25 protein-coding genes and 1 pseudogene are annotated in these 26,221 nt (G+C 69.4%); 11 read left to right on the top strand and 15 right to left on the bottom strand.

Annotation, left to right across the window (positions count from 1 at the left end; all coding sequences use genetic code 11):
* Positions 1-37 precede the first annotated feature (37 nt).
* The 6 genes from ACFUO4_RS00370 to ACFUO4_RS00345 form a co-directional block, all read right to left on the bottom strand.
* Positions 38-901, bottom strand: coding sequence for a hypothetical protein (locus tag ACFUO4_RS00370; RefSeq protein WP_383478065.1), 864 nt, complete (start codon positions 899-901; stop codon positions 38-40).
* A gap of 116 nt (positions 902-1,017) precedes the next feature.
* Complete coding sequence (locus ACFUO4_RS00365; protein ID WP_383478063.1) at positions 1,018-1,227, bottom strand: hypothetical protein; 210 nt, start codon at positions 1,225-1,227, stop codon at positions 1,018-1,020.
* A 57-nt stretch (positions 1,228-1,284) separates the two neighbouring features.
* Complete coding sequence (locus tag ACFUO4_RS00360; protein WP_383478060.1) at positions 1,285-3,597, bottom strand: FdhF/YdeP family oxidoreductase; 2,313 nt, start codon at positions 3,595-3,597, stop codon at positions 1,285-1,287.
* 38 nt (positions 3,598-3,635) lie between these two features.
* The gene (locus tag ACFUO4_RS00355; RefSeq protein ID WP_383478057.1) at positions 3,636-4,253 is read right to left on the bottom strand and encodes an SRPBCC family protein; all 618 of its coding nucleotides are present in this window, start codon (positions 4,251-4,253) and stop codon (positions 3,636-3,638) included.
* Between the two features lie 352 nt (positions 4,254-4,605).
* Positions 4,606-5,244 carry a hypothetical protein gene (locus ACFUO4_RS00350; protein WP_383478054.1) on the bottom strand — a complete coding sequence of 213 codons (639 nt, stop codon included), beginning with the start codon at positions 5,242-5,244 and terminating at the stop codon, positions 4,606-4,608.
* 251 nt (positions 5,245-5,495) lie between these two features.
* The gene (locus ACFUO4_RS00345) at positions 5,496-6,362 is read right to left on the bottom strand and encodes a GyrI-like domain-containing protein (protein ID WP_383478051.1); all 867 of its coding nucleotides are present in this window, start codon (positions 6,360-6,362) and stop codon (positions 5,496-5,498) included.
* Between the two features lie 301 nt (positions 6,363-6,663).
* Here ACFUO4_RS00345 and ACFUO4_RS00340 point away from each other — a divergent pair, with 301 nt between their 5' ends.
* Together ACFUO4_RS00340 and ACFUO4_RS00335 are read left to right on the top strand one after the other, a co-directional pair.
* Complete coding sequence (locus ACFUO4_RS00340) at positions 6,664-6,921, top strand: hypothetical protein (protein WP_383478048.1); 258 nt, start codon at positions 6,664-6,666, stop codon at positions 6,919-6,921.
* A 325-nt stretch (positions 6,922-7,246) separates the two neighbouring features.
* On the top strand, positions 7,247-8,554 hold the full coding sequence (locus ACFUO4_RS00335; protein ID WP_383478045.1) for a glucuronoxylanase: 1,308 nt from the start codon (positions 7,247-7,249) through the stop codon (positions 8,552-8,554).
* 162 nt (positions 8,555-8,716) lie between these two features.
* On the opposite strand, the gene ACFUO4_RS00330 is transcribed toward ACFUO4_RS00335, so the two are convergent.
* Positions 8,717-9,280 (bottom strand): cysteine hydrolase family protein, encoded by a 564-nt coding sequence (locus tag ACFUO4_RS00330; protein WP_383478042.1) that lies wholly within the window; start codon positions 9,278-9,280, stop codon positions 8,717-8,719.
* Positions 9,281-9,666: 386 nt separating this feature from the next.
* Complete coding sequence (locus ACFUO4_RS00325; protein ID WP_383478039.1) at positions 9,667-10,653, bottom strand: L-threonylcarbamoyladenylate synthase; 987 nt, start codon at positions 10,651-10,653, stop codon at positions 9,667-9,669.
* A 386-nt stretch (positions 10,654-11,039) separates the two neighbouring features.
* On the opposite strand from ACFUO4_RS00325, the gene ACFUO4_RS00320 reads away from it, so the two are divergent.
* Positions 11,040-11,216 carry a hypothetical protein gene (locus ACFUO4_RS00320; RefSeq protein ID WP_128111923.1) on the top strand — a complete coding sequence of 59 codons (177 nt, stop codon included), beginning with the start codon at positions 11,040-11,042 and terminating at the stop codon, positions 11,214-11,216.
* Positions 11,217-11,348: 132 nt separating this feature from the next.
* On the opposite strand, the gene ACFUO4_RS00315 is transcribed toward ACFUO4_RS00320, so the two are convergent.
* Complete coding sequence (locus ACFUO4_RS00315) at positions 11,349-11,996, bottom strand: hypothetical protein (RefSeq protein ID WP_383478035.1); 648 nt, start codon at positions 11,994-11,996, stop codon at positions 11,349-11,351.
* Positions 11,997-12,263: 267 nt separating this feature from the next.
* Here ACFUO4_RS00315 and ACFUO4_RS00310 point away from each other — a divergent pair, with 267 nt between their 5' ends.
* Entirely contained in the window at positions 12,264-12,500 is a 237-nt protein-coding gene (locus tag ACFUO4_RS00310; protein ID WP_383478032.1) for a hypothetical protein, read from the top strand.
* Positions 12,501-12,998: 498 nt separating this feature from the next.
* On the opposite strand, the gene ACFUO4_RS00305 is transcribed toward ACFUO4_RS00310, so the two are convergent.
* The 3 genes from ACFUO4_RS00305 to ACFUO4_RS00295 form a co-directional block, all read right to left on the bottom strand.
* Positions 12,999-13,937: an NAD(P)H-dependent oxidoreductase gene (locus tag ACFUO4_RS00305; protein WP_383478029.1), complete on the bottom strand. Its 939-nt coding sequence runs from the start codon at positions 13,935-13,937 to the stop codon at positions 12,999-13,001.
* Positions 13,938-14,027: 90 nt separating this feature from the next.
* Positions 14,028-14,864 (bottom strand): alpha/beta hydrolase, encoded by an 837-nt coding sequence (locus ACFUO4_RS00300; RefSeq protein ID WP_383482178.1) that lies wholly within the window; start codon positions 14,862-14,864, stop codon positions 14,028-14,030.
* Between the two features lie 99 nt (positions 14,865-14,963).
* Positions 14,964-16,184, bottom strand: a complete 1,221-nt coding sequence (locus tag ACFUO4_RS00295) for an FAD-dependent oxidoreductase (protein ID WP_383478027.1) — start codon at positions 16,182-16,184, stop codon at positions 14,964-14,966.
* Positions 16,185-16,386: 202 nt separating this feature from the next.
* Between ACFUO4_RS00295 and ACFUO4_RS00290 the strand changes: the two genes are divergently transcribed.
* From ACFUO4_RS00290 to ACFUO4_RS00260, 7 genes and pseudogenes are all read left to right on the top strand, one after another.
* Positions 16,387-17,295 carry a LysR family transcriptional regulator gene (locus tag ACFUO4_RS00290; protein ID WP_383478024.1) on the top strand — a complete coding sequence of 303 codons (909 nt, stop codon included), beginning with the start codon at positions 16,387-16,389 and terminating at the stop codon, positions 17,293-17,295.
* A gap of 75 nt (positions 17,296-17,370) precedes the next feature.
* The gene (locus ACFUO4_RS00285) at positions 17,371-17,742 is read left to right on the top strand and encodes a DoxX family protein (protein WP_383478021.1); all 372 of its coding nucleotides are present in this window, start codon (positions 17,371-17,373) and stop codon (positions 17,740-17,742) included.
* A gap of 208 nt (positions 17,743-17,950) precedes the next feature.
* On the top strand, positions 17,951-18,883 hold the full coding sequence (locus tag ACFUO4_RS00280; RefSeq protein WP_383478018.1) for an ABC transporter ATP-binding protein: 933 nt from the start codon (positions 17,951-17,953) through the stop codon (positions 18,881-18,883).
* Positions 18,883-19,731 (top strand): ABC transporter permease, encoded by an 849-nt coding sequence (locus ACFUO4_RS00275; RefSeq protein WP_383478015.1) that lies wholly within the window; start codon positions 18,883-18,885, stop codon positions 19,729-19,731. The genes ACFUO4_RS00280 and ACFUO4_RS00275 overlap by 1 nt, the downstream gene beginning before the upstream one ends.
* Positions 19,732-19,747: 16 nt before the next feature.
* Positions 19,748-21,172 carry a sensor histidine kinase gene (locus tag ACFUO4_RS00270; RefSeq protein ID WP_383478012.1) on the top strand — a complete coding sequence of 475 codons (1,425 nt, stop codon included), beginning with the start codon at positions 19,748-19,750 and terminating at the stop codon, positions 21,170-21,172.
* A complete protein-coding gene (locus ACFUO4_RS00265; RefSeq protein WP_383478009.1) occupies positions 21,169-21,840 on the top strand; it encodes a response regulator in 672 nt (223 codons plus the stop codon). Before ACFUO4_RS00270 ends, ACFUO4_RS00265 begins: the two co-directional genes overlap by 4 nt.
* Positions 21,841-21,868: 28 nt before the next feature.
* Positions 21,869-22,070: pseudogene (locus tag ACFUO4_RS00260) on the top strand (IS5/IS1182 family transposase); the annotation flags it as partial.
* Positions 22,071-22,289: 219 nt separating this feature from the next.
* Here ACFUO4_RS00260 and ACFUO4_RS00255 read toward each other — a convergent pair.
* The 3 genes from ACFUO4_RS00255 to ACFUO4_RS00245 all read right to left on the bottom strand — a co-directional run bounded on the left by ACFUO4_RS00255 (position 22,290) and on the right by ACFUO4_RS00245 (position 26,041).
* The gene (locus ACFUO4_RS00255) at positions 22,290-23,633 is read right to left on the bottom strand and encodes a DUF3500 domain-containing protein (protein ID WP_383478006.1); all 1,344 of its coding nucleotides are present in this window, start codon (positions 23,631-23,633) and stop codon (positions 22,290-22,292) included.
* Between the two features lie 165 nt (positions 23,634-23,798).
* Positions 23,799-25,316: a sensor histidine kinase gene (locus tag ACFUO4_RS00250; RefSeq protein WP_383478005.1), complete on the bottom strand. Its 1,518-nt coding sequence runs from the start codon at positions 25,314-25,316 to the stop codon at positions 23,799-23,801.
* On the bottom strand, positions 25,313-26,041 hold the full coding sequence (locus tag ACFUO4_RS00245; protein WP_383482175.1) for a response regulator transcription factor: 729 nt from the start codon (positions 26,039-26,041) through the stop codon (positions 25,313-25,315). The genes ACFUO4_RS00250 and ACFUO4_RS00245 overlap by 4 nt, the downstream gene beginning before the upstream one ends.
* Between the last annotated feature and the right edge of the window lie 180 nt (positions 26,042-26,221).

Below are 26,221 nucleotides of genomic sequence, written 5' to 3'. Positions count from 1 at the left end.
TACGTGTCGTTGGATGGGTCACCTCCGGCGAGCGGCCTCAGCTCCGGTGGGAGTCCTCGGACTGATGTGGCGGGGATTGTCCGCGCACGGAGTGCCAGCGTGACCGGGTCTGCTCGACGATGCTGTCCCACTGGCGGCGGACCTCGTCCTGGGAGGGACGCCTTCCCTGCCGGATCCGGACGAGTTCATCTCGTACCTCCCGCCCCAGCGCCGCTGACAGGACGAGGGCGAGCATGGCGCCGAAGAGGACCGACGCCATCCCGAAGACCGAACCGGCCGCGCCGTAGCGCGAGGCGTAGGAGTTGAACAGGCGCGGCAGGTAGACGGTCGCGAGCACCGAATAGGCCGAGGTCAAGGCAGCCGCGCAGATGGCGAACGGGAGCAGGGTCGCAGCGGCGAGCCGCTTCGCGGAGAGGATCCGGCCGCTGTAGGTGAAGAAGACGGTGGTGACCGGGACTTCGCACAGTGCGGCAGCCAGTCCCAGGCGCCCTCCGTCCAAGACCACGTAGAGCCACCCGATCACCGCGGTGTAGAAGCTGAGCGCGCAGATCCACCACAGGCCGTTGCGCGTGTTGCGCACGCCGAGAGGTTTCAGTTCCCAGGTCTGCTCGATCAACCGCTGCATGGTCCGGGAAAAGCTCAGCACCGAGATCGCCAGAAACACCGTCCCGAAGACACCGACGCCGGCACTTGCTGCTTCGGCAGAGAACACCGCCCGTACGGCCTCAGCGCCTTCGCCGGTGAGCCCGTAGCGGTTGATGATCCGGTCCGCGGCCTCACCGCCGAAGACGGTACCGCTCAGCACCGCCAGCGGGATGAGCGCAGTGAGCGCACCGGAGGCCAGAGCCATCGAGCGGTCGAAACCCGCGATCTTCTGGAACCGGCCGATGACACGCAGCACAAACGAAGGACGCAGCCAGAACGTCAGCGTTCTGATGAGCCGCTCACGGTTGATTCCCGCCGTCCTGCCCTCCGCTGATCCAAGGTCATATATGGCGAAGCGAGCCTAAAGGAGATTCACTTCCAAAGCGTCAGTCGACACAGGAACCGGCACAAGGAGGTACCGGAGGAGAAGGCCGGGGGCACGGGCTCCGTGGTCACGGCGAGGGCCAACGCGCTGACGACCATGTGGAGACCGGAGGCGACGCGCCGCGCGCTGGGTGACGTGTCGGCCACGATGACGAGCGGCTTTCCTTCCTGCGCCTGCTGCTGGTGGATCGCGGTCATGCCGCCCCGTGCGCGCAGCGCCCGAACGGGGCGGCCCCTGTGATGACCGTTCCGGGTTCAGCTGGATGTGGGCGTCGTGCGGGGAGAGCGGGTTTCGAGGCGCACGACGATGCCCTTGGAAGTGGGCTGGTTGCTGATGTCGGCGACGCTGTCCAGCGGCACCAGGACGTTCGTCTCCGGGTAGTAGGCGGCGGCCGAGCCCCGGGCCGTCGGATAGGGGACCACTGCGAACCCCTCGGCGCGCCGCTCGGTGCCGTCCCCCCAGACACTGACCAGGTCGACCTGCTCACCTTCGGTGAGACCGAGTCCGCGGACGTCGTCGGGGTTGACGAGTACGACGTGGCGGCTGCCGTGGATGCCGCGGTAGCGGTCGTTCTGCGTGTACGGGACGGTGTTCCACTGATCGTGCGAGCGAAGGGTCTGCAGCAGCAGATGGCCCGCGGGCGCGCGCGGCACCACCGGTTCGTTGCAGGTGAACAGGGCTTTGCCGACCGCGGTGCGGAACACGCCTTCGTTCACGGGGTTGGGCAGCTGGAAGCCGCCCGGGCGCGTGACGCGCGCGTTGAAGTCGTGGAACCCCGGGACGATGCGGGAGATGCGCTCGCGGATCGTGCCGTAGTCCGCTTCGAACTCGTCCCAGGGGATGTCCGCCCGGCCGTCGAGTGTGCGCCTGGCCAGTCGGCACAGGATCGCGACCTCGCTGAGCAGGACAGGGGAGGCCGGTTCCAGGCGCCCTTGGGAGGTGTGCACCTGGCTCATGGAGTTCTCCACCGTGACGAACTGTTCACCCGAGGCCTGCAGGTCACGTTCGGTACGGCCGAGAGTCGGCAGGATCAGTGCCGTGGCACCGCAGACGGTGTGCGACCGGTTCAGCTTGGTGGAGATGTGAGCGGTCAGCCGGCATGTACGCATGGCCTCCTCGGTGACCGCGCTGTCGGGGGCGGCCCGTACGAAGTTCCCGGCCAGTGCGAGGAACACCTTCACCCGGCCCTCGCGCATCGCTTTGATCGAGTTCACCGAGTCCAGCCCGTGGGGACGCGGAGGGTCGAAGCCGAACTCCTTCTGGAGCGCGTCGAGGAAGGCGTCGGGCATCTGCTCCCAGATGCCCATGGTGCGGTCGCCCTGGACGTTGCTGTGTCCGCGCACCGGGCAGGCGCCGGTGCCGGCCCGCCCGAGGTTGCCGCGCAGCATCAGGAAGTTGACGATCTCCCGGATGGTGGGCACCCCGTGCTTGTGCTGTGTGATGCCCATCGCCCAGCAGACGATGACGCGTTCGCTGCGCAGAACCTCGTCGCGGACCTGCTCGATCTCCTGCCGGGTCAGTCCGGTCGCTGCGCGTACGTCGTCCCAGTCGACGGTGCGGGCGTGCCGGGCGAACTCTTCGAAGCCGGAGGTGTGGGCGTCGATGAAGTCGTGGTCCAGGACGGTTCCCGGGCGGGCGGCCTCGGCCTCCAGCAGCAGGCCGTTGAGGGCCTGGAACAGGGCGAGGTCGCCGCCGGGCTTGATGTGGAGGAAGCGGTCGGCGATCTGGGTGCCGCGGCCGACGACTCCCCGGGGCTTCTGCGGGTTCTTGAAGCGCCGCAGCCCCGCCTCCGGCAGCGGATTGACCGCGACGATCCGGCCCCCGTTGCGCTTGGCCGCCTCCAGTGCGGTGAGCTGGCGGGGATGGTTGCTTCCCGGGTTCTGCCCGACCAGGAAGATCAGGTCGGCGTGGTGGAGGTCGTCCAGACCGACCGTGCCCTTGCCGGTGCCCAGTGTCTCGTTGAGGGCGAATCCGCTGGACTCGTGACACATGTTGCTGCAGTCGGGTAGGTTGTTGGTGCCGAATGCGCGGGCGAAGAGCTGCAGGACGAAGGCGGCCTCGTTGCTGGCGCGCCCCGAGGTGTAGAAGACGGCCTCGTCGGGGGAGTCGAGCGTGGTGAGTTCCTTGGCGAGCACGCCCAGGGCGTCGTCCCAGCTGATCGGCTCGTAGTGGTCGGAGTCAGGGCGCTTGATCATCGGCTCGGTGAGCCGCCCTTGCTGGTTGAGCCACATGTCGGAGCGGCCGGCGAGATCGGAGACGCTGTGCTGCCGGAAGAAGTCGGCGGTGATACGGCGCCTGGTCGCCTCGTCGTTGATGTGTTTGGCACCGTTCTCGCAGTACTCGTTGCGATGGCGCCGGCCGGGGGCCGGATCCGCCCAGGCACAACCGGGACAGTCGATGCCGCCGACCTGGTTCATGGCCAGCAGGTCCACGCCCGTCTTGCGCGGGGAGGTCTGTTCCAGGGAGTACTCCAGCGCGTGCACGACCGCCGGGACTCCGGCCGCCCACTTCTTCGGTGGCGACACGGAAAGGGGGGTTTCCGTCTCCTCAGCGGGCGGGTTCTGCATGGGGTTCGCCTTTCTCTTGCCGGGTTCTGGTACGCGGGTCAGCCGACGGGCCAGTGAGCCACGCGGCTGCGGGGCGGTTCCGGGTGGTCGTGCTGCACCCGGCCGTTGCGGATGGTGCTCCGCCAGCCTCCGCCGGCCTGTCCCAGGCCTTCGATGAACCCCTTGAAGTTCCGCAGTTCGCGGTGCAGGAGCCGGGCGATCAGCCGCGTGGCGCGCGGTGAGCCGGAGAGCGCCTTCGCGGCTCCCCGTGGCCGCAGCAGTATCCGGACGGTGACGGCCGTACCGCCCCCTTGCGTCGGCCGGAACTCCACTTCGCCCTGGTGCGAGGGGTGCTGCTCCAGGCCGCGCCAGGCCAGATAGGCATCGGGATCCTGCTCGACGATCTCCACGGCGAAGCGGTGGCGCAGCGGGCCGTAACCGAGCGTCCACACGGTCACGGTCGGCCTGACCTGTTCGACCCCGCGCACCACGGTCGTGAACCGGGGGAACGTCTTGAACTGCGTCCACTGGTCGTACGCCGTCCGCACTGGCACGCCGACCTCGACCGTTTCCTCGACGTGCCGCTCTCGCAGCGGCCGACGCCGGGAGTCGCCGTCGCCTGGAGTGGGTCGTGCAGGATCCGGATCAGCCGGTTGCAGGTCGTGTTCGCGCGCCATCGTCGCCTCTCCTGCGCTGCGAGGGCCGGGCCGCTCACCTCCGGCGCCTCTCGTGTGTCACGGGCTGTTCTCCCGGTTCCCCGATTGCGGTGTCCGAGTCGCCCTGACGCGGAATGGTTCAGGCCGATGGCGCACAGGCCCGCTGACAGCAGCAGGGCCCTTCGAAGATCAGCAGTCGACTTCCAGCCGTCACGTCCACGTGAGGGCAGCGGCAAGTTCGGCCCATGGCTTGTAGCGGCAGTCATGCGACGACCTGGGCACGGGCCGCGAGCATCACGGGGGAGCGGACTCAAGGCCGAGGACTGAGGGCACTCTTCTCCGGCGACTCCACGAACGAGTTCCCGCTACGTCGCTACAGCGAGGCGTCCAACCCCGCACGTCGCAGTGCCCTGGTCATCGCCGGTAGGTCCGGGGCGCCTCCCTCCAGCGAGGAGACGTGTTGTCCGAGCAGTTCCGGGGTCAGGCGGCGGGCCTCGGCGTGCTCCATGAGGAGTGCGCGTGCGGGCCTGCCGTAGCCGACGTACTCGTCCAGCAGCCTGTGAGCCTCGTCGCGCTCCACGAACCGGCTCATCCCGCAGTCCAGACCGTCGTCCTCGAGGCCCTCGGGGTAGGGGGCGCGGGCCCAGGCGCCGTTGTCGTACCAGTACACGCAGCCCAGCTCGTTGCCCGCGAGACGGTCGCGCAGTTCTTCGTGGGGAAGCCAGTCAGGGCCGCCCGCCAGCATGTCGACCGGCGGCTCGTGCCACTTGCATTCGCTGGATTCGTCCTCGCCGTACAGTACGTACCGCCCACCGCCCCAGCGGGAGAACGTCCACCAGGTGCAGCCACTGTCGTCGAGGTGCAGTCCCTCGTCGTCGATCCAGGTACCGGTACGGTGGCGCGCACGCTCGTCCTCGGTGGTGGCCGCCACGACGGCCACGAGCGCCCATCGCGCCCACAGCACTTCGGGGTCCGGAAGGTTCTCCGGCAGTCCCGGCCTCTGGATCGTCATCCGCTCTTCCCTTCGTCGATCATGAGGGACCGTACCGTGCGGCACGGACAGGCCGGCGCGGCTGGGGCACGTACCCGCACTTCACTGGGCGGCGGGAACGATCGCGTGGATGGCTGCCGCCAAGTCGGTCGCGGTAGCGGAGGCCGCCGGGAGACGGCCATGCGGAACGCGTCGTGGGGTCGTTCCCGGTGAAGTGACCGCACGGCCGGCCGGAAGGCCGGCTCTCGCCCGCCCCCGGCCTGGCCCTCTTGTCAGCCGAATTCCGGTTCCACCGGCAGCCATAGTTCGGCGTCGGCCTCGTTTGTCCCGGGCGACAGGCGGGTGCGCAGGATCTCGGGTCCGGTGCGACTGCGGTACGGGTTCGACGGGAACCACTCGGTGAAGACGTCCCGCCACAGCTCCTGAATCGCCTGCGGCGCCGGCCCAGAGGCGGTGAAGACCGCCCAGGTGCCGGCCGGCACGGCCAAGGCGGTGGCGCCCTCCGGGGCAGCCGCGGACGTGATCACCGCGTGGTAGTAGTCGAGCTCGGTGCCCTCGGCACGGCTGGGGTCAAGATTGTCGCAGACGGCGACGATCCCTTCCGGCTCCTGGTCCGACAACTGCTTCAGACGCTCCACCCGCTGCGGGTCGATGCCGCGCACGAAGTCGATGATCGCCTGGTTCGGCCCCGCATGCACCAGCGGTACACGCTTCTTGAGGCCCACGACACTGAAGTCCGCCTTGTCCACAACGCGATATCGCATGCTGCTGCTCCCTTCGACGATGAGACGGAAGGCCATCCGGGGCTGAGAGCTGAGCGCCGCGCCCGTACGTCGGGCCTCGCTCGGGCCGACGCCGTGCATGGCCCGGAACGCCCGAGCGAACGCTTCGCCGGAGCCGTAGCCGTAGCGCACCGCGATCTCCAGCAGCGTTGCCCGACTCGCGAGCACATCGGCTCCCGCGAGGGTCAGCCGACGGCGCCGGATGTATTCCGACAGCGGCATGCCCGCGAGCGCCGAGAACATCCGACGCAGGTGGTACTCCGAGGTCGCCGCGACGCGGGCGAGTGCGGCCACCTCGATGTCCTGGTCGAGACGGCACTCGATGTGCTCCATCGCCTGGTTGAGCCGCTCCAGCACGCCCGTCTCCCTTCCTCTTGACGACCACCACGCTAGGCAGGGCTCACCATGCCCGACCCGACATCCTGTGCCCGATCAAGTCGGGTGCGCAGGAACGCCAGGACGGCGGGGCGGGCGCGCCCGCGGCCGCTGGGACGCATCCGTCGGCAGCGGACAGCACACCATCCCCTCACTGCCCGGGACTTTCGTGCACCGATGCGCGCACGGAAGTCCGGGGCGCGAGGAGCAACCTGACGGACCACCATGAGGTCTCCCTCCGTGAGCGCCGCGAACAGGCGGCTGACTGCCGGAAGGTGCCCGTGTGAGAAGTGAACCCGATCTCCATCTGATGGTTCCCGACCACTTCGACGATTCCGACGCCGATTCCCAAGTACACCCCGTGGCACGGAAGATGTTCTTCGGCTCGCGGATGGCCGACCCCTTCGCCGAAGCCGCCGAATGGATCACGGCGCACGACGTCCGCGTCCTCGACACGGCTTGGGAGAACGCCCCCGCCGACGAGGAGTTCTCCTGTGTGCTGAGCGTGTACTTCGTTTTCGAGGACGACGAAGAGGACTGAGCGGCAGGGCCGTCGAGCGGTCATGCACTGGCCGCACCCGCAGGGCACGGCCTCAGTGAGGCGGCTGCGCCGCGTGGGTTGACCGTGGTGACCGGCGTCGCTAACTTCGTGGAGTCTGCCACTTGGACAACGTTCATGATATCGAACGGCGTTGGCGCCCGGTCGGTCGCTGCACGGTCCTGCGTGATGATCGACACCATGTACCGCTGAAACAACCCGAGTGTGCTCATTCATAGGAGTGGGAGCGCTCCCATGCGGTGCGGCCTGTTGGGGGGGCGCAGCCGAGAAGGTGCCGGAGTGCGCGCTGCAGTCACGAGGAGGAGACATGGCGCAGAGTCGGAAGGAGCCCGTCGAAGGGCGAAGGTCAGCGAGCCGGAGGGCCGTCGTGGCGTCGATGGGTGCCCTGCCCCTCCTCGCCGCCACGGCGCCGTTCGCGAGGGCCTCCGACGCCGGGTCCGCGACGGCCGCCGCCGCAGCGGTCATCGACCCGTCGGCGACGCGGCAGACGATCCGGGGCTTCGGCGGTATGGCTCACGCCGCGTGGATCGGCGACCTCACCGCGGCTCAGCGGGACATGGCATTCGGGACTGGTGACGGGCAGTTGGGATTCACCCTGTTACGGATCCCGGTGCCCGAGGACCGGGCGGCCTGGAGCCCCGACCTGGCGACGGCGAAGCGCGCGGTGCAACTCGGGGCCGCCGTCATCGCGTCACCTTGGAACCCGCCCGCCTCCATGGTGGAGACCTTCGTCCGCGGCACGCAGACCGACGCACGTCGTCTCAGGTACAGCATGTACGGCGCATACGCCCAGCACCTGAACGACTTCAACACCTACCTCCGCAACAACGGAGTGAATCTGTACGGCATTTCGGTGCAGAACGAGCCCGATTACGCCCATGACTGGACGTGGTGGACCCCGGCCGAGATGGTCCGGTTCCTCAGGGAGAACGCCGGCACGATCGGTACCAGGGTCATCGCGCCGGAGTCCTTCCAGTACCTGAAGAACATGTCGGACCCGATCCTCAACGATCCCGTGGCGCTCGCCAACGTGGACGTGATCGGAGCCCACCTGTACGGCACGTCGTTCGGCAACTTCCCCTACCCCCTCTTCAAGCAGAAGGGCGCGGGCAAAGAGCTCTGGATGACGGAGGTGTACTACCCCAACAGCTCGGATTCGGCGGATCTTTGGCCGCAGGCTCTCGATGTGGGGGAGCACATCCACCGGGCCATGGTGGACGCCGAGTTCCAGGCCTACATCTGGTGGTACATCCGGCGCAGCTACGGCCCTATGCGCGAGGACGGCAGGATGAGCAAGCGCGGCGCCGCCATGGCGCACTTCGCCCGGTTCGTGCGGCCGGGGTATGTGCGGATCAGCGCGACGGCGAACCCCGCGGCGAACGTCTACGTCTCGGCGTATCGGGGTGGTGGCTCCACGGTCGTCGTGGCGGTGAACAAGGGGACGGCCGCGGTCAGCCAGCAGTTCACCATCGTGAACGGCGCCGGTTCCAGTGTCGCTTCCTGGCTGACCGACGCGAGCAGGAATGTGGCGTCCCAGGGCACGGCCGGCGTGTCGAACGGCTCCTTCACCGGCGCGCTGCCCGCTCAGAGCATGGTGACGTTTGTGATCCGTTGAACCTGGCACTCCGGTGGATCCCCGAAATCCGATGCTGACCGGACGCCGGGCATGTGCGTCCGGTCGAGCAGCCTGCCCTCGTAGAACCACGTCCGCGGCCCCGTCGCGGGTGCCTGTAGGGCCCTTGCGGGGCGATACGCCTCGACGCCCGGGCGGCCTTCGCTATTGCTGCGCGATGGCTTTGACCCAGTGTTCGACCGTAAGGACATCTGCCCACTGCGGGAACAGTCTTTCGGTGAGCATCCGGTGCACCTCGGGGTCGGTGTCCAGGCAGGCATCCGCCAGGACGGTGAGGCCGAAGTCCAGGTCAATGGCGTGCCACAGGGTGGACAGCACCACAGCGCTGGTGGCGATGCCGGTGAGGACAAGGCTGTCGATACCGCGAGCCCTGAGCACCAAGTCGAGGTCGCTGCCCGAGAACGCGCTGCCTCGCCGCTTGGTGATCACGACGTCGCCCTGCTGGGGCGCGACGTCGTCATGGATCTCCGTGCCAGGGGCCCCCTCGGTGAACAGGCCGGCCCGCACGGCGTTCGTCATCACCTTGTTGCGGGGGCTGACTTCTGGATCGCCCGGACGTAACTCGAGCATCACGTAGATCACGGTGATACCTGCGGCCCGGGCCCCGTCGATCGCCCTTCGCAAGCGCGGCAGATATCCGGAACCGTCATCGGCGATGGCCACGACGTCCCGTTGGACGTCCATCACCAGAAGTGCGCTGTTTGCCACGCTTGCCGTCCCTTCTCCGTTGGGACGAGTCTGGTGGATCAACCGAACTGGGGTGGACGTTTCAGAGATCTTCGCAGCGCCAGGCGTCAGTGCCCGCACGACCGGTGCCAGTTCTCATCGACATTTTCGTGCCCGGCGATCACCACGTGCTGCCCGGACTCGGTGACAGACGGTGTCGCACGTCAGTCACGAGGTGGATGTAAGGCTCGGCTGTGAGGCGCGCCGCCCGTTGCTCGTTCTGCCGAGGCGGGGCGGCGTCAGCAGCCGGATCCCCGGGACTACGGAACAACGGGGCAAGGGGGCAACGGGATGACCGTGCAGCCCGGGCCACAGCCCGCGTCGCGGACGTCACCGCCGATGCCCCGTCGCCACTGCAGATCTGCCCGTCACTGCCTGGCATCGGGGGAGGGCCTTGGGCCGGCGGCGCGGCGGAGCCGGTTGGCGATCGCCAGCCCCAGGCCGTCCTCCGGCGGCAAGGACGCGATGATCAGATCGCACCCTTGCTGATCGAGGTCGCGCAGGAACCCGTACAGCCCGCGCGCGTAGGCGGCCATCGATTCAGGGAGGGCCACAACGGAGTGCGCCTTCACCGGAGCGTCGGCGAAGGGGGCAGGGAGCAGGACGCCGACCTGGTGTCCGTGCTCCTGCGCGCTCTGCGCGTCGGCGATGACCTTCTCGGGCTCGACGAGGATGACCCGCGCCCGTGGGGCGTAGTGCGACGGATGCTGGCCCGGCACCCGGACGCTGCTCGTCGCGGGGACCGCCAGCGGGTGGCCCAGCACCGCTTCGAGGTCCTCGCGTGACACCCCGCCGGGCCGAAGGATGCTCGGGGTCTCGCCCGTGACGTCGACGATGGTCGATTCGACACCGACCTCACAGGGGCCGCCGTCCAGCACGAAGTCGACGGCATCCCCGAGCTCGGCACGGACATGGTCCGACGTGGTCGGGCTGACGGATCCGAAGCGGTTGGCGGACGGGGCTGTCACACCGCCGCCGAAGGCCGACAGCAGCGCGAGTGTGACGGGGTGGTCGGGCACGCGCACGGCCACCGTCTCCAGGCCACCGGTGGCTTCGAGGGGTACCCGGCGGCCGCGCCGCAGGACCAGCGTCAGGGGCCCGGGCCAGAAGTGCTCGGCCAGCAGGCGTGCGGTCGCCGGTACCTCCTCGACCCATTCGGCCAGCTGCTCCGCACCACCGATGTGGACGATGAGCGGGTGGGACGGCGGCCGCCCCTTGACGTGGAAGATACGCGCGACGGCGGCGGGATCCTCGGCGTTGGCGCCCAAGCCGTAGACGGTCTCGGTCGGGATGGCCACAAGGCCCCCGTCGCGCAGCACGCCGGCCGCCGTTTCGATGTCATTGGTTCTTGCCATCACCCGCGCAATCCTCTCACTGATCCCGCTCGCCGTTTTCCGTGGTCCGAGCCCCATCGGCGCATGACATCGAGCCGGCTCGGGCCTCACCTCCCGCGCACCATCCACGAAGTCGTCGTATGCGATACGAGGCGGCCGAAGTGAACCGGCGGCCCCACCTGGACCGCCAGGGCCCGCAGGGGCAACGTCGTCGCGGGTTGGCTGCTCACCCTCTGCAGAGCATTCCGCCCTTCCGATTGACGGACGAAGCCGCGCAGTCCAGCGGCAGAGGCATTGGCCGCGCATGGGCGACGAAAGCTGATGGGTCCCCCGCTGAGTGTTTCGGCTACTGAGGGGCATTCGCACGGCACACGAGTGACGCACCCCAACCCGAAGGAGACATCACCATGTTGGCCATCGTTTCCGCCGTCCTGTTCTTCATCGCGTTCTTGATCAACGCGGCTGACATCTCGACCAACGACACCTTCAGCTCGACCAATGTGATGCTCCTCGGGCTGGCCGTGCTCGCTCTGCACCTCGCGGGCATCGGCAGCGGCTGGTCGCGTGGCGGCCGCAGACGCTGACGCGCAGCGGTCAGGCCATCGGCGTGGGCCGCCCTTGCCCCGGCCAAGCCACAGCCCCCGTGCGCCTTCCTGGCGCGGTGTCGGTGGGTCCTTGCTCAGCCATGGCAGAGGTGCCGCAGGCTTCCGGCCGGGTCAGGGTGTGGGCGAGGCCTCGGTGAGTGCCATCCAGTCTCGGATCGTCTCCTGGTGTGAACCTCTCGCCGTACTCGCAGCCACCGCCTCGGCGTCCTCGACGGAACACGGTGTTCCTGCTCGGGTGAGCAGGACGAGTGGCCATGCAGGGCCGGCGCCCGCCGGCTCCCCGTCGAAGGCGGTCCAGTCCCAGGGCCCGCCGAACCTCCATGCCCGGCCGACGGCATCGGCGACCTCGTCGCCCGCCTGGAGGGATGCGTATGGGCGCATCAGCAGTTCGAAGGTGAAGGGAATCCCATCACCCGGGTGGATGGTGTACCCCGAGCCATCGAGATGGCTCTCGTCCGGGAACTCGCGATAGGACAGACCTCGAGGGAGCACCGTCACGGTCTGGGTGGGATGTGGCAGCCAGGCCGTCTCCAGCGGGGGGTCGTGGTGTTCGACGTCCGTCACGTGCACGACGGTGGGCGGCACGCCGACCTGGCAGACGTCTCCCGCCTTCAGCTGTTCGGGCGGGGGGTCCGTTCGAAAGAGCTCGGCCTCCACCTCAGGTGAGAAGCTCCCGACGCTGTTCACGCCGAGGGCGACGACCCCGTTCCAGCGTGCGAACTCGTTCTCGGTGTCGATTTCCCACCATGGCCATAGCACCGACACGTGATCCCACGTGACCCCCTGCACGACCCTGGTCACCGTGAACGGGCAAGCAACCGACAGCACGTCACCGACTCGGAAGTCCCCCTCATGGATCATTCGATCAGGGTAGTCGGGCTCCTTTGTCGGGCCTGCGGGCCACCTCTGCGCACAGGGGGTCAACTAGCGTGATCAAAGGCCAACTATCGCGCACAGTCACACCAGCCGCGGCAGATCCCGGTGTCCGAAGCGACATGAAATTCGAACGCATGATCTAATTCCAGTATGGACCTGATCGACTTCCCCGACGACCTGGTGCAGACGCAAGCCGCCTGGAACGCCACTTACCAAGCACTCGCCGCGCCCAGCCCCCGCAACAGCACCACCCTGCGCCGCCGCCTGCTCCTCCTGTCCGTACGGCTGTGGTGGCACCCGTACTGGGAGACCGTCCCCTCGGTACCGGCGGCACGGTCCGAGCTACGCGACCTCGCCCGCGCACACGCAGCCGTCCGGGTCGCGTGACCGGTCCCCCCGGTCGGCCGGAAGCGCGAAGTCGAACGACACCGGCGTCGTGCAGGCCAACGCAGGTGGCGATCAAGTACGCGTTACCGGTACGCCGGCCGGTACGCGCCGGCATGGTGGATTGCCGCAGAGGTGTGACGCTGCCCCCCCGACCAGCTCGCTGCCCTCACGGTCCGGATCAGCGCCGCACTGGCCGGCCGCCAGCGGCCGACGTTGCTGTCCACTGCTCCTGGAGGAGTTGCGGTCACGTTCTCGGTGGCTGCCGAGGCCGGATCGGCGATGAGGCGGGCCATGCCGGAAGCCTCGGCCTGATCGACGACGGGGCGTTGCGTAGAGGGCTCCCCTACGCTCCCTCGGCTGCCCTCCGCTGGGGCATGTGAACTGGCGTGCCCCGGCGTTCACGCCGGGGACGAATGCGGCGCAATACTGCGGGAACGATCTCAGTCGGAAGGGTCACTCAGCGAGGCGGCGCTTCCACCAGAAGGGATCTTGCAGGGTCTACGGCCGCGGTGGGCGCAGGACGGGGATGCTGTCGCGGAACGCGGTGGCGTGCTTGGCGATTTCTTGGGGGTCCGGCTCCCGTGCGGCGACGCCCAGCAGTTCCCGGTAGTGCTCCTGCAGTTCCGTGAGGGTGTGGACGGAGGAAGCGGTGCCGGCGGGGGAGAAGTCGACGCGGACCTCACCGTCCTCGACGACGAAACGGCCCGCGGCCCCGCAGGTGCCGCATTCGGCGCGCCCGCCGCGCAGCACGATCAGGTCGAGGTGGCACATCGGACAGGTGCCGGGCTCCCCCAGGAACCGGACCTCGTCGTGGGGCAGCCCGAGCTGCCGGGCAACCGCGCCGCCCAGCCGCTCGGCGCGCAGCACAGTCGCCGGGTCGGTGGCTATGCCGCCGAGGCCGCCGGGGGTGGGGACTTCCATCTGGTCGGCGACGGCCATGTGCAGGGGGAAGGCCAGGGCGTGCATCGTGGGCAGCGTCAGCGTGCGCCAGTGGGGTGAGGGACAGCCGCCCACGGCGATGAAGCCGGCCACGCGCGGCTTGAGGACTCGCGGGTCAGGGGCTGTGTCGAGGCCCAGGAGGTCGAGAGGCTGCTCCTGCTCGGTCCGGCCGTGTTCGCGGCGGGCGAGGGCCTCACGGACGAAGACCACGTCCGTGCGCGGGCCGAAGGCCCGGTCGATGAGGAGCTTCAACGCTCCCGGCGCGCTGCGGGTGTAGGTGGGGGAGCTGACGATCACGCCGTCCGCGTCGAGCAGCCGGTCGCAGAACCAGGCCGCGTCGTCCCCGGCGTCCGCGGTGGCGGCGGACACCAGGGACAGGTCGGTCAGCCGTACCATCTCGACGGCTGTTCCCTCGCGCGCGGCCGCGGTGAGCGCGGCCTTCAGCAGCACCTCGGCACTGCCGTCCTTCTGTCCGCAGGCAAGTCCGAGCAGACGCATCGACGACACCTCTCTGTGTTCGGCGGTGGGGCCGGTCCGCCGGGCCTCGTGGGCTCCGGCGGACCGGTGTGGGAGCGGATGGCGGGGCGGTCAGCCGCGCAGGGTGGCGGCCAGCCAGTCGGCGCTGCGGCTGATGATCTCGGGGAAGTGGTGCGAGAGGATCTCGTAGTGCTGGCCCGGGTACTCGATGAGCTGCTTCGGGTCGGGGATCCGCTCGTACATCTCCCGGGCCTCCTCGACCGGGGCGACGGTGTCCTTGGAAGCGAGGATCATCAGGACCGGGGCGGTGATGCGTTCGGCGTAGGCGCGCACCTCCATCTCGAAGATGCGGTCGAGGGTCGAGATGGTGATCTCGTTCCGGAAACTGGGCAGGTCATGGATCATGTTCTCGACGAACTCCAGGCCCTCCTGGTCGCTGAACATGACCGGGTCCCCGGGTTCCGGGACGCCGTGCAGGCGGATGCTGGCGGCCGGCTCGCCGCGCAGCTGTGCCTGACGGTCGGTGGGGATGAGCGCTTCCAACTCCGCGAGCGTGTCGGCCGGTTGGAGGGTGCGCGCGCTCCAGCCGCTGACCGGGGGGATGATGCTGACGACGGCCTTGACCCGGCGGTCGGTGGCGGCCGTGAAGAGGGAGTTGGCGCCACCGATGCTGATGCCCCACAGGGCGATGCGGTCGGGGTCGACGTCCTCGCGCAGGGTCAGTTGGGTGATGACGTCGCGCAGGTCCCGGCACTGCTGCCAGGGGTCGAACTGCTGACGGGGTTCGCCGTCGCTGTAGCCGGTGTTGCGGTGGTCGTAGATCAGACAGGCCAGACCGGCGTCGGTGAAGCCCTGGGCCATGGCGAACATGGATTCGGCGGGGCCGCCGAGGCCGCCCTGGAGGATGGCGACGGGCGGGCGTTCGGGGCCGTCGGTCGGGCGGAACAGTTTGCCCCGCAGGGTCAGTTCGGAGACGCGGAACTCGATGTCCTCGGTGACAGGGGCATGGTCTCTCCTCGCCGGTGCGGCTCGTGTGGGGGAAGGGGGTCAGGTGTGGCTGACGGGGAGGTCGTCGGGCAGGAAGTCGACGTCGGCGGCCCGCGGGTCGGCCGAGGCGCGCAAAATGGGGAAGACCTCGGCCCGCATTTCGGTCTCGTACTCGGCCACGGCCTCCACCACGGGTGTGTCGCCGCGGGCGGCGCGCTCCAGGGCCCGGGTGAGAGCCGCGGCGTCGCGCAGTGCGGTGTTGGCGCCGGAGCCGAACGAGGGAGGCATGGCGTGGATGGCGTCGCCGAGCAGGGTGACACGGCCGGCCTGCCAGGGCTCTGCCGGCTGTAGGTGACGCGTGGCCACCGGGAAGATCGTCGACGCGTCGACGTGCTCGACGAGTTCGGCCAGGGCAGGGTCCCAGCCCTGTACCGCGGTGCGCATCAGCGCGTGCAGGGATTCGGCGGAGCTGTTCCACAGGTCGGGAGCCCCGGCGGCGACCGGGCTGCCGGGCGGAAGGGCGAGGTTGACCATGATGTAGGGATCGACGGGATCGATGGGAGCGCCGGGCGCCAGTTCGGCCACCGCCTCGGCGACCGGTCGGCGAGGCCGGTACACGCCGTACGCGAACATCACGCCGTTCGGCCCCGCGGCGACGGCGAAGCCGTCGAACAGCGCCTCGGGCAGACTCGCCGCCAGATCGTCGGTCAGCGGTGCGACGGAGTACAGGCCGCGCATTCCGGTGTCCACGACCGAGACGTCGGGCAACAACTGCCTGCGCACGGCGGAGTTGATGCCGTCGGCGGCCACCAGTACGTCCCCGGTCTCGCTCGTGCCGTCGTCGAGCAGCACGCGCACCTTGTCGCCGTCCGTCTCGAAGCCGGTGACGGTGCTGTCGTAGCGGACGATGTCCTCCAGACCGAGGCCCATGATCTGGCGCAGCGTGCGCCTGTTGACGGCTGTGTGGGGTCGCCGCGTGTCGTTGGGCGGGCCGATGTGGGGGCGGGCGCCGAGTTCGCGGGCCTGGTGGTCGAGCAGGACCATCACCTCACGGCGCGGCGTCTCACGCGAGGTCTGCATGTACAGCTCGAAGAGGTTGTCCGGCAGGCACTGCTGGAGAGCGCGGCCGCCCGCGCCGTTCATGTGCAGGCGGTAGCCCGCCCGTCCGATGCCCGGCGCGCTCTCGTGGACGGTGCAGCTGATGCCCGCGCGGCGAAGTCCCTGCGCCAGACAGAGCCCTCCGATGCCTCCGCCGGCGATCAGGACATGGAACGACGGCATTGTCGCCTCCTTGATGGGCTCGGGAACACCTGCATCGATCGGTGCAGGCCCGAGAATGCGAACGTCTGGGGTGGCGGCGGTTGGTCTGACACGAGGTCCCGCCGAGCCGTGTCACCACTCTCGCGTCCGCCCAGGGATCAGGGAAGCCGAAATCACCTATGCTCGACATAGACAAGGCTGATGATCATTCGAGGTGGGTGCCGTGACGCTGGACCTCAACCTGCTGCCGCCGCTGGAGGCGCTCCTCCAGGAGCGCAGTGTGACGCGGGCCGCACAACGGCTGGGCCTGAGCCAGCCGTCGTTGAGCGCGGCCCTGGCCCGGCTGCGCCGGCACTACGGCGACGAACTCCTCGTCAGGGTGGGAAACAGCTACGAGCTGACCCCCTTGGCGGAACGGCTGGTGGAACACACCGAGCAGGCCCTGAGCTGGGCGGACCGGGTTCTCCAGACGCGCCCCGACTTCGATCCCACGCAGGCCCGGCACGAGTTCACCGTGATCATGGCCGACTGCCAACTGCCCACGTTCGGGCGGGCCTTGGCCGATCTGGTGCGCGCCGCCGCGCCGAACGTGCGGTTGCGGTTCCAGCACAGCACCGAGCGGGTCGTGCAGCAGGCGCTGGACAACCTGCGCACGGTGGACGCGCTCGTCCTGCCGCAGGGGATCCTGTCGAACATCCCCACCTTCGACCTGTACAAGGACCGTTGGGTGTGTGTGGTGTCCGCCGACCGGGCGCCGGCCGTCCTCGGGCGGGACGAACTGGCCCAACGCCCTTGGGTGTTGCCCTACCGTCACCCGTCGCCGGTCTTCTCGCCGCTGAACCGCCTGCACGCCGAGGGCATCGAACCGCGCGCGGAGATCGTCACGGAGAATTTCCTGGCCATTCCCCACCTGGTCGCGGGGACCGACCGGATCGGGCTGATGCCCGAACGGGCCGCGATCCCCAGTGTCTCCGGACAGCCGATCGCGGTCGTCCAACCCGCTTTCGAGATCGGCCACTTGGTGGAGTCTCTGTGGTGGCATCCGCTCCATGAGCGGGAGCCGGCCCATATGTGGCTGCGTCGTATCGCCGCTCAGGCCGGCCAGACCGTCGAAAGCGGCCCTGTGGTTTAAATCTGTAACACCATGCTAGCCTCCGGATGTCCAAATTTGGATTTCTTTTCTCTCGCATGCCATCCGGAGTGCCCAGTGAACATCCTGTTGTGGGTTGTCCAGTCCCTCCTCGCCGCCGCCTTCCTCGCTGTGGGCGCCATGAAGATCTTCCGGAACAGGACTGAACTCGCGGCCACCTTCGGCTGGGTCGAGCAGTTCTCCGACCCGAGCGTCAAGGCGATCGGCGCCCTGGACGCCCTGGTGGGCTTCGGCCTGGTCCTCCCAGGCGCCACGGACATCGCCCCGACGCTGGTCCCCTGGGCGGCGCTCGGCGGGATAGCGCTCGCGGGCGGCGGTTCGGTAGTCCACCTGCGCCGGTCCGAGACCCAGCTCGCCGCCGTGAACGTCGTCTACCTAGCCCTGCTGGCCCTGGTCGCCTGGGGCCGCTTCGGCCCGTACGCCTTCTGACGACCCGGGACCGGGCTGGCCACCGTTCCACGGACCGACCTCATTCTCCGGTTCGCCATCGCCGCGGCGGCTCGCCCCAGTGGTACCGAGGTACCACTGGGATGCCGAAGTGTCCCCCCTGGTCCCAGGGATGCGGCCGGTTCCGTTCCTAGCTTTGAGGCATGCGCTCCGGACCGGCCGGAGCGGGGGAGTGGATCGGGAGCAACCCATGATCGAAGTACGGGAGTTGACCAAACGGTATGGGGACAAGACCGCGGTGGACCGATTGAGCTTCAGCGTGAAGCCAGGTCAGGTCACCGGTTTTCTCGGCCCCAACGGAGCCGGCAAGTCCACCACGATGCGCGTGATCATCGGCCTGGACGCGCCCACCAGCGGCTCCGCGACGGTGAACGGCCGCCGCTACGGCCGACACGCCGCGCCGTTGCAGGAGATCGGTTCGCTGCTGGAGGCACGGTCGGTCCACCCGGGCCGCACCGCCTTCGCCCACCTGACGGCTCTGGCCCGTACCCACGGGATTCCCCGCCGCCGCGTCGACGAGGTCATCGAACTGGCCGGGCTGCCCAGTGTGGCTCACAAGCGGGCCGGGGCCTTCTCCCTGGGCATGGGCCAGCGGCTCGGCATCGCGGCGGCCCTGCTCGGCGACCCGGAGATCATCATGCTCGACGAGCCGGTCAACGGCCTGGACCCGGAGGGAGTGCTGTGGGTGCGTGAGTTGCTGTCGGGGCTGGCCGCCGAGGGACGGACGGTGATGCTGTCCTCGCATCTGATGAGTGAGACGGCGCTGATCGCCGATCACCTGGTCGTCGTCGGCCGGGGCCGGCTCCTGGCGGACACCACGGTCGAGGGACTGATCCAGGAGGTCGGTGGCAGGGGCGTGAAGGTCGCCACCACGGAGCCGGAACGCCTGCGCTCGCTGCTGTCGGGGCCGGGCGTCACCATCACGTCCTCGACCGCGGAGGAACTGGTCGTGGTGGGCGTGGACGCGCGCGGCATCGGCGCGGTCGCCGCGCGGCACGGGATTCCGCTGTACGAGCTCACCCCGCAGACCATCTCCCTGGAGGAGGCGTTCATGGACATCACCAGCGACGCGGTGGAGTACCACAGTGTCCCCGCCGAGACTGCCGCCCGGAGGGCCGCCTGATGACCATCACCGTCGCGCCGGACACCACGGGCGCCGCACATGCCCGCCGCGACCGGCCTGCCTACCGCGTCACCGCGCTCGGGGTGTTCCGCTCGGAGTGGGGCAAGTTCTGGTCGCTGCGTTCCAGTTGGATCACCCTGGGCGTCTCTGTGTTCCTGCTGACCGCCATCGGTGCGATCGCCGCCGCCACGTACAGCCCGGGCAGCAACGGCGGCGGTCCGCCCGGACCGTCCTCCGGCGCCGAGGACGCCGTCAGCGTGGCCCTGACGGGCCTGACGTTCGCCTCACTCGCCGTCGGCGTACTGGGGGTCCTGATGTCAGCCGGTGAATACAGTACGGGCATGATTCGCTCCACGCTGGCCGCGGTGCCCAGGCGACTGCCCGTTCTGTGGTCGAAGAGCGTGGTCACCGGCGTACTCGTGGTGCCCGTGGCCGTCATCGGGGCGCTGGCCGCGTTCGGGCTGGGTGTTCCGTCCCTGGACGGCCGGAGCATCTCCCTGTCCCTCGGGGACGACGGGGTGCTGCGCTCCCTGATCGGAGCGGGCCTCTACCTGGGACTGGTCGGCGTGTGGGGTGTGGCCCTGGGCTCGCTGCTGCGCTCCACCGCCAGCGGCATCACCGTCCTGGTGAGCAGCCTGCTGATCCTGCCGGGCCTGACCTCGCTGCTGCCCGCGTCCTGGAAGGACGACATCACCCCGTATCTGCCCAGCAACGCCGGCCAGGCGGTGACGCACCTGCACCAGGCCGGCGACTCGCTCGGCCCCTGGGCGGGCCTGGCGGTGTTCGCCGGATGGGTGGCACTCACACTGGCCGGGGCGGCGTACCGGCTTGTCCGTACGGACGTCTGACCGGCCGGGTGAGGGCATGCCTGCAACGGATACGACAGGAGGGGCGGAGGCCGCCGGCGCGGGCCGCCGCCCCTGCTCCGGCGGACCGGCCCTCGCGCCGCCCCCCGGACTGGAGGCGGCCTGGTCGCATCCGCTCATGGGGCGGCTGCTGCGCGCGCAGCGGCACCTGACTTGGAGCGGCCGTCGGCATCCACGGCTGTTCGACTCGGCGATCGTGCTGCTCGTCGCCGCGGTGACGGTGTTCCAGACTTACTCCCCGGGCGAGCACGGCCCGTTCGGCGAGGTCCGGACGCTCGCCGACCTGCCGCTGGGCGTCGAACTGGCCATGTCCGCCGTGCTCGTCGTGCCCTTGTGGTGGCGGCGCAGGGCGCCGACCGCCGTCTTCATGGTGATCGCGGCGTGCGCGCCGGCCCCCATGGCGCTCGGCCTGCTGTTGCCGACGGGTGGGTGCGTGCTCCTAGCCCTGTTCAACCTGGCGCTGAACGGCCCTCTGCACAGGCTGGGTTGGGCGGCTGCCGCGACGGCCCTCGAGTTGAGCGCGGTGGTGTGGTTCCTCGCCCCCGCCGACCGCCTGTGGCAGGGCCTGCTGACGGTGGCGAGTCAAGAGAGCGCCGCGATCGCCGTGGGCCTGGCCCTGCGCACCCGGCGGGTGTACCTCGCGGCGCTGGAGGACCGGGCGGCCCGACTGGAGATCGAGCGTGAACAGCGCGAGAGGCTGACCGCCGCCGCCGAACGCTCCCGCGTGGCCCGCGAGATGCACGACATCGTCGGGCACAACCTGTCCGTCATGGTGGGACTCGCGGACGGAGCCGCCGTCCTCGCTTCCAGCACGGGCGAGCGGTCCGAAGAGGCCCTGCGCATCATCGGGGACACCGGACGGCAGGCGATGAGTGAACTGCGGCGCGTCCTGGGTGTCCTGGGTGACGAGTCCGACGACCAGGCCGAGCGGCTCAGCCCGCAGCCCGGCGTCCGCGACCTCGACCCGCTGCTGGCCCGGGTCCGTGCGGCCGGTATGCAGGTCACCTGCCGGACGTCCGGAGACATCGACGCCCTCGGCAGCGGCGTGCAACTGACCGTCTACCGCGTCGTCCAGGAAGCCCTGACCAACACCCTCAAGCACGCGGGCACCGGCTCGGCCGCACATGTCACCGTCACCGCCGGAAACGGAGATATCCGCATCAACGTCTCCGACACCGGGCCGCCCCCCGGCGCCCGAACGCCTGTGCACCCCCTGGCAGAGTCGGACGGTCCAGGACACGGACTGGTCGGTATCCGGCAGCGGGCCGCCATGTACGGCGGCACCGTCACCGCAGGACCACGTGACGACCGGCCGGGCTGGACCGTGGACGTGACACTCACCGATCCGCCGGCGCCCATCCCGTCCCCCGCACAAGCCCCCGCCCCACGAGAACCGCAGCCCCAGGGAGAGCAGACCCGATGACCACCGTGCTGATAGCCGACGACCAGCCTCTGCAACGCCTCGGCTTCCGCATGCTGCTCCAGGGAACTCCGGGCATGGAGTGCGTGGGCGAGGCCGGACACGGCGCCGAAGCCGTCCGCATCGCCGCCGACCTGCGCCCGGACGTCGTCCTCATGGACGTCCGCATGCCCGGCATGGACGGCATCGAGGCCACCCGGCGGATCGTCGCCGCCGGCGACCGTACCCGCGTGCTGATCCTCACCACCTTCGACCTGGACGAGTACGCGTACGAGGGGCTGCGCGCCGGAGCCAGCGGCTTCCTGCTCAAGGACGCCCGCCCCGAGGAAGTCGTCGCCGGGATCCACGCGGTGGCGACAGGCGATGCGGTCGTCGCCCCGAGACTGACCAGACGCCTGCTGGACGCCCACGCCCATCGCGTCCTCTCGCCCGCCGCCCCCGCACAGCCGCACACCGACCCCAGGCTGCGGACGCTGAGCGAGCGCGAGCACGAGGTCCTGGTGGCGATCGGCAAGGGCTGGACCAACGCGGAGATCGCCGAGCGGCTGGTCCTCACGGAATCCACCGTCAAGAAGCACGTCGGCCGGGTCCTCGCGAAGATCGGTGCACGCGACCGCATCCAGGCCGTGATCACGGCCTACGACGCCGGGCTGGTCAGGCCCCGTTCCTGAGCCGCCGCAGGCACTCTGGCCCTGCCGCCGCCCAGTGCGGGGCACCACCGCGGACGCGCACGCCTGGCGCGCTTCCGGGCTCAGCGGGCGCTGGCAGGACGTGACTGTGCTGGACGACGGCGCCTACCTCAACTGCGGAATGGTTGGGCCGCACCGCAAACGCCCTTACCCGACCCCCGCGTCCGGGCAAGGAGGCTGACAACGCCGCCCACCGCAAGGCACGTGTGCGGGCCACAAGGTCCCCCGCGACTGCCGACAGTGCAACTCCGGGTCTTCTTTGCGCAGGTGCCTGAGCTCGTAGCGCTCGACGGTACGGCCGTCGACGTACCTCGATAGGTCTCTCGTTCACAAAGGTCGCGCCGGGCCGCATTCCGGGGTGGATGCGGCCCGGCGCTGTGACCGGAAGCGGGCTCAATGACGGGCGGCCGGCTCCGGTCACGTCAGAGGAGTCACTGGTGGTGAGGTGACGTCAGATAGTGCTGTCGGAGGAGTTCCTTGCCGTAGTCGTTGCCGTTGGGTGTGCGGATGATGGAGTGGACGTGCTTCTGCGTCGCGCCGCTGCCCTGGGTGGCGCCGTACGCGCCCGCCAGCGGACCGGGGGCCTGACAGTCGACCTCGACCCAGACGACGGGGCTGTGGACGCGGATGTAGAAGGCGTCGGTGTCGCCGGTGCCGCCGGCCCACGTGACGTAGGTGTCCGAGAGATGCTGGGCGACCTCGGCCATCCGTACCTTTGCGGCATCCGCCTTGGCGCGGCCCACGAACGCTTCGACGACGCCGAGGAGCTTCTTTCGCTGGGCAGCGGTCAGCTTGCTGCCCTTGAGGCCCGTGTACTCCTGGACGGTGTTGTCGGAGAAGGCGCCGGCCTTCATGGACTCGTTGGACTTGGTCGTCGATTCGATCGCGACCGCCTGCTGGGCGGCGGTGAGGGAGTTGATGAAGGCCAGCGAGGCGGCGACCTCCTCGTGGCAGACGGTGACCGTCTCGCCGTCTATCTCCATCGAGGTGGGCTCCGAGCCCCAGAAGCAGGGACTCATGACGACCTGGCTGCCGAGGACGAAGTAGTTGATGACGAGGTGGTGGCCGTCGAACTGGAAGCCCCAGGGCTCGGTCGCGGACGGGGTGCCCATCACGGTCCAGTAATAGGCGTCCTCGTTGAAGGAGTTCGTGTTGCCGATCGCTTCGCCCGCCGCCTGGTTGATCTTACGGATCTTCTCCGTGGTCTCCAGACCGTCGGCACTGAGGGCCGTCTTCAGCAGCGCGGTGCCGAGGGCCTTCTGGTCGTCGCTCAGGTCAGCGAGCGAGACCCCCTGGCGCTCGTAGGAGTCGATGTTGCTCCACAGCCGCCACTCGGTGGAGTGGACCGTGAACTGCGTGGACGTCTTCTGGTCGTCGGTGAGAGCCGCCAGGAAGGCGTTCGCCGCCGAGATGACGGGAGCCGTGGCGACCTTGGTGGAGTGGATCGTGAACAGGTCGTCGATCCGCTTCCCGTCGGTCGTCAGGCCGAAGAAGTCCTCCGTGATCGTCTGGTTGCCGGGGCCTCCGGCGCCGCCGCCCGGTCCGCCGCTGGGGGCGTCGCTCGGGCTCGCGGAGGCGTCGGCGGCGGCTTCGGCGGTGGCCGTGTCGTCGGCCATCGCGGCCCAGGCTCCGGCCCCGCCCATGGTCGCGACGGCGGTCGCACCGCTGGCGAAGAAGACCTTCCGCATGAAGTTGCGGCGGCTCGCATGGGCACCGCTGCCGGCCTTGGACTGCGGTTCCTCGGTGGTCTGTTCCCCGGTGTCGAACTCGGCCATCGTCGCTCGTTCCCTTCGTCGTGGGCGCGTCCCCGCTGGACGGCCGTCGGCGGCAACTGTGGAGGAGCGACCTGAGGCTGACCTGAAGAGGCGGGCGACATATCCGGCGGATCACCTGTGCGGGAGAGAGGAGAATGGCCCTGAGCTGGGTTTCTATGGGAGAACTTAGATTCCTTGACCGGGACGGGCACCGTGCTCGGGAGCGGTGCCGGCCCGGGGGAGTACCACGGTGAACTCCGTGCGTCCCGGTTCGCTCTCGACGTGGATGCGGCCGCCGTGTGCCTCCGCCACGGCTGCCGCGATGGCCAGACCCAGCCCCGAACCGCCCTCCGCGCCGGGGGCGCGGGAGCGGGAGGCGTCGCCCCGCGAGAAGCGTTCGAAAACCATCGGGAGGAAGTCCGGCGGGATGCCGGGACCGTTGTCGCGGACGCGGATGACGCACTCGTCCCCGGTCGTCTCCACGCCGACGGTGATCTGTGTGCCCGCGGGCGTGTGCCTGCGGGCGTTGGTGAGCAGGTTGGCCACCACCTGGTGGAGCCGGGACTGATCGCCGACGACCGTCGCGTGGCCGTCCGCGACACGCAGCGCGAGGCGCCAGTCGTGGTCGGCGCCGGCCGCCCGCGCGTCCCACACGGCCTCGGCGACCAGAGTCGCCAGATTCACCTCGACCGACTGCAGCGGCCGCCCCTCGTCGAGACGGGCGAGCAGCAGAAGATCTTCAACGAGTCCCGTCATGCGCGCCGACTGGGCGGTGACACGCTGCCAGGCGAGCTCGGCGGAGATCTGCTCGTCGCCGTGGTTCATGAGCTCGGCGTACCCGGCGATCGAGGCGAGCGGCGTGCGCAGTTCGTGGCTGGCGTCGGCCAAGAGACGCCGCATGCGTTCCTCGGTGCGCTGCCGCTCGGCAAGAGAGGACTCGACGTGGTCGATCAGACGGTTGAGCACCACGCCGACCTGACCGGCCTCTGTACCGGGATCGGTGTCCGCTTCCGGAACGCGGGTGAGTCCGGCGACCTCGCCGCGGTCCAGCGGCACTTGTGAGACCTCGGCGGCGGTGGCGGCGACCCGGCCCAGGGGCCGCAGCTGGCGTCGAATGACCGTCGTGGTGGCGGCGGCCGCGGCCGCCAGGCCGGCGGAGGCGATGACGGTTTCGACGACGACCAGACGGTCGAGCACCCGCTGTATTCCCGCTGTCGGGAGCCCGGCCAGAACGGGTACGCCGTCCCCGCCGATGGCGGTCACCCGGTAGGTGCCCAGGCCGGGGACGGTGCGTGTGTGGAGTGTTCCGTCCGGCGCGATCCCGTCCAGAGCCGCACGCTGGGCCGCGGTGAGCGTGCGCTGGTGCCCGTCCTCGGTCACCGACTCGGCGGCGACGATCCGCCCGTCGACGAACCGGGCCGCCAGAGTGCCGGTGGGCTGTCCCCGCTCGTTGAGGAAACCCAGGTCCGTAGCGCTGCCCGGCCGACGCTGCAAACCGCCCTGGCTCCGCTCGGCGGCGTCCGTGACGCGCTGGTCCAGATCCTCGTACAGATAGACCCGCTGGACGACCACCGTGGTGAGAGCCATGGCACCGCAGACGACCGCCATGGTCACGGCGACGAAGACCACCAGGCGGAACCGCAGTGAACGCCTTCCCAGACCGGTGTGGGGCGGGCGGCCGGTACGGCGCGAGAGACCCCTCATGCCGGGTCGTCCGCGGCTCTGATCGAATAGCCGACACCGCGCACGGTCCGGAGCATCGGCGTCCGGCCTTTGTCGATTTTCGAGCGAAGCGCATAGATGTACACCTCGACCAGGTTTCCCTCGCCGTCGAAGGAAGCGTTCCAGACGTGTTCGAGGATCTGTGTCTTGCTGAGCACCTGGTGGGGGTGGTCCATCAGGAACAGGAGCAGGTCGAACTCCTTGGCGGTGAGGGGGATCGGCGTGCCGCCCCGCTGTACCTCGCGGGTCTTCTCGGCCAGCACGAGGTCCCCCAGCACGCGTACGGACGCGTCCCGCTGCGACATCTCGGCATGCCCCGCACGACGGAGCAGGCCGTGCAGCCGGAGCATGACCTCCTCCAGCGAGAACGGCTTGGTCACATAGTCGTCCGCACCCGAGGACAACCCGTCGAGCCGATGTTCCAGCGCGTCGCGGGCCGTGAGCATCAGCACGGGCAGCCGGTGATACTCGCTGCGAAGATGGCGCAGCACCTGAAGACCGTCCATGCCCGGCAGCATTCCGTCGAGGACGACGATGTCGGGCGCACAGTCACGCGCAATACGCAGCGCGCTGTTCCCGTCACGCGCCGAGAAGGCACGCCACCCGGCCGCGGTGACGGCCGCGCAGAGCAACTCGGTCAGTTCGGGTTCGTCGTCGACGATCAGCACGCGAACCGTGCTGTCACGAGTACCTGAGGCGCCAGACATGGTTGTGCATTCTGGCAGTACAGCGGACGACAGGCGCATGCGCGGGGGCCTTCGCCCCGGCCGACCTGACCGCATTCGACGATGCCGATGCTGCCCGTCCTGAGCGGTGTCCTGGGCCGTCGTCCGGTCCGGGCCGCTCTACCGGACGACGGCGGAACTCCGCGCACCGGGTTGATGGTG

This window comes from Streptomyces sp. NPDC057280 (assembly GCF_042668605.1).
In the GTDB taxonomy this organism is placed as follows: domain Bacteria; phylum Actinomycetota; class Actinomycetes; order Streptomycetales; family Streptomycetaceae; genus Streptomyces.
This window is presented reverse-complemented; position numbering and strand designations above follow the sequence as displayed.

Excerpts from the sequence above, each read along its gene's own strand:
- ACFUO4_RS00365 (WP_383478063.1), bottom strand. The coding sequence starts at position 1,227 with ATGACCGCGATCCACCAGCAGCAGGCGCAGGAAGGAAAGCCGCTCGTC.
- ACFUO4_RS00360 (WP_383478060.1), bottom strand. The coding sequence starts at position 3,597 with ATGCAGAACCCGCCCGCTGAGGAGACGGAAACCCCCCTTTCCGTGTCG.
- ACFUO4_RS00355 (WP_383478057.1), bottom strand. The coding sequence starts at position 4,253 with ATGGCGCGCGAACACGACCTGCAACCGGCTGATCCGGATCCTGCACGA.
- ACFUO4_RS00350 (WP_383478054.1), bottom strand. The coding sequence starts at position 5,244 with ATGACGATCCAGAGGCCGGGACTGCCGGAGAACCTTCCGGACCCCGAA.
- ACFUO4_RS00335 (WP_383478045.1), top strand. The coding sequence starts at position 7,247 with ATGGCGCAGAGTCGGAAGGAGCCCGTCGAAGGGCGAAGGTCAGCGAGC.
- ACFUO4_RS00325 (WP_383478039.1), bottom strand. The coding sequence starts at position 10,653 with ATGGCAAGAACCAATGACATCGAAACGGCGGCCGGCGTGCTGCGCGAC.
- ACFUO4_RS00320 (WP_128111923.1), top strand. The coding sequence starts at position 11,040 with ATGTTGGCCATCGTTTCCGCCGTCCTGTTCTTCATCGCGTTCTTGATC.
- ACFUO4_RS00310 (WP_383478032.1), top strand. The coding sequence starts at position 12,264 with ATGGACCTGATCGACTTCCCCGACGACCTGGTGCAGACGCAAGCCGCC.
- ACFUO4_RS00305 (WP_383478029.1), bottom strand. The coding sequence starts at position 13,937 with ATGCGTCTGCTCGGACTTGCCTGCGGACAGAAGGACGGCAGTGCCGAG.
- ACFUO4_RS00295 (WP_383478027.1), bottom strand. The coding sequence starts at position 16,184 with ATGCCGTCGTTCCATGTCCTGATCGCCGGCGGAGGCATCGGAGGGCTC.
- ACFUO4_RS00280 (WP_383478018.1), top strand. The coding sequence starts at position 17,951 with ATGATCGAAGTACGGGAGTTGACCAAACGGTATGGGGACAAGACCGCG.
- ACFUO4_RS00275 (WP_383478015.1), top strand. The coding sequence starts at position 18,883 with ATGACCATCACCGTCGCGCCGGACACCACGGGCGCCGCACATGCCCGC.
- ACFUO4_RS00270 (WP_383478012.1), top strand. The coding sequence starts at position 19,748 with ATGCCTGCAACGGATACGACAGGAGGGGCGGAGGCCGCCGGCGCGGGC.
- ACFUO4_RS00265 (WP_383478009.1), top strand. The coding sequence starts at position 21,169 with ATGACCACCGTGCTGATAGCCGACGACCAGCCTCTGCAACGCCTCGGC.
- ACFUO4_RS00255 (WP_383478006.1), bottom strand. The coding sequence starts at position 23,633 with ATGGCCGAGTTCGACACCGGGGAACAGACCACCGAGGAACCGCAGTCC.
- ACFUO4_RS00250 (WP_383478005.1), bottom strand. The coding sequence starts at position 25,316 with ATGAGGGGTCTCTCGCGCCGTACCGGCCGCCCGCCCCACACCGGTCTG.
- ACFUO4_RS00245 (WP_383482175.1), bottom strand. The coding sequence starts at position 26,041 with ATGTCTGGCGCCTCAGGTACTCGTGACAGCACGGTTCGCGTGCTGATC.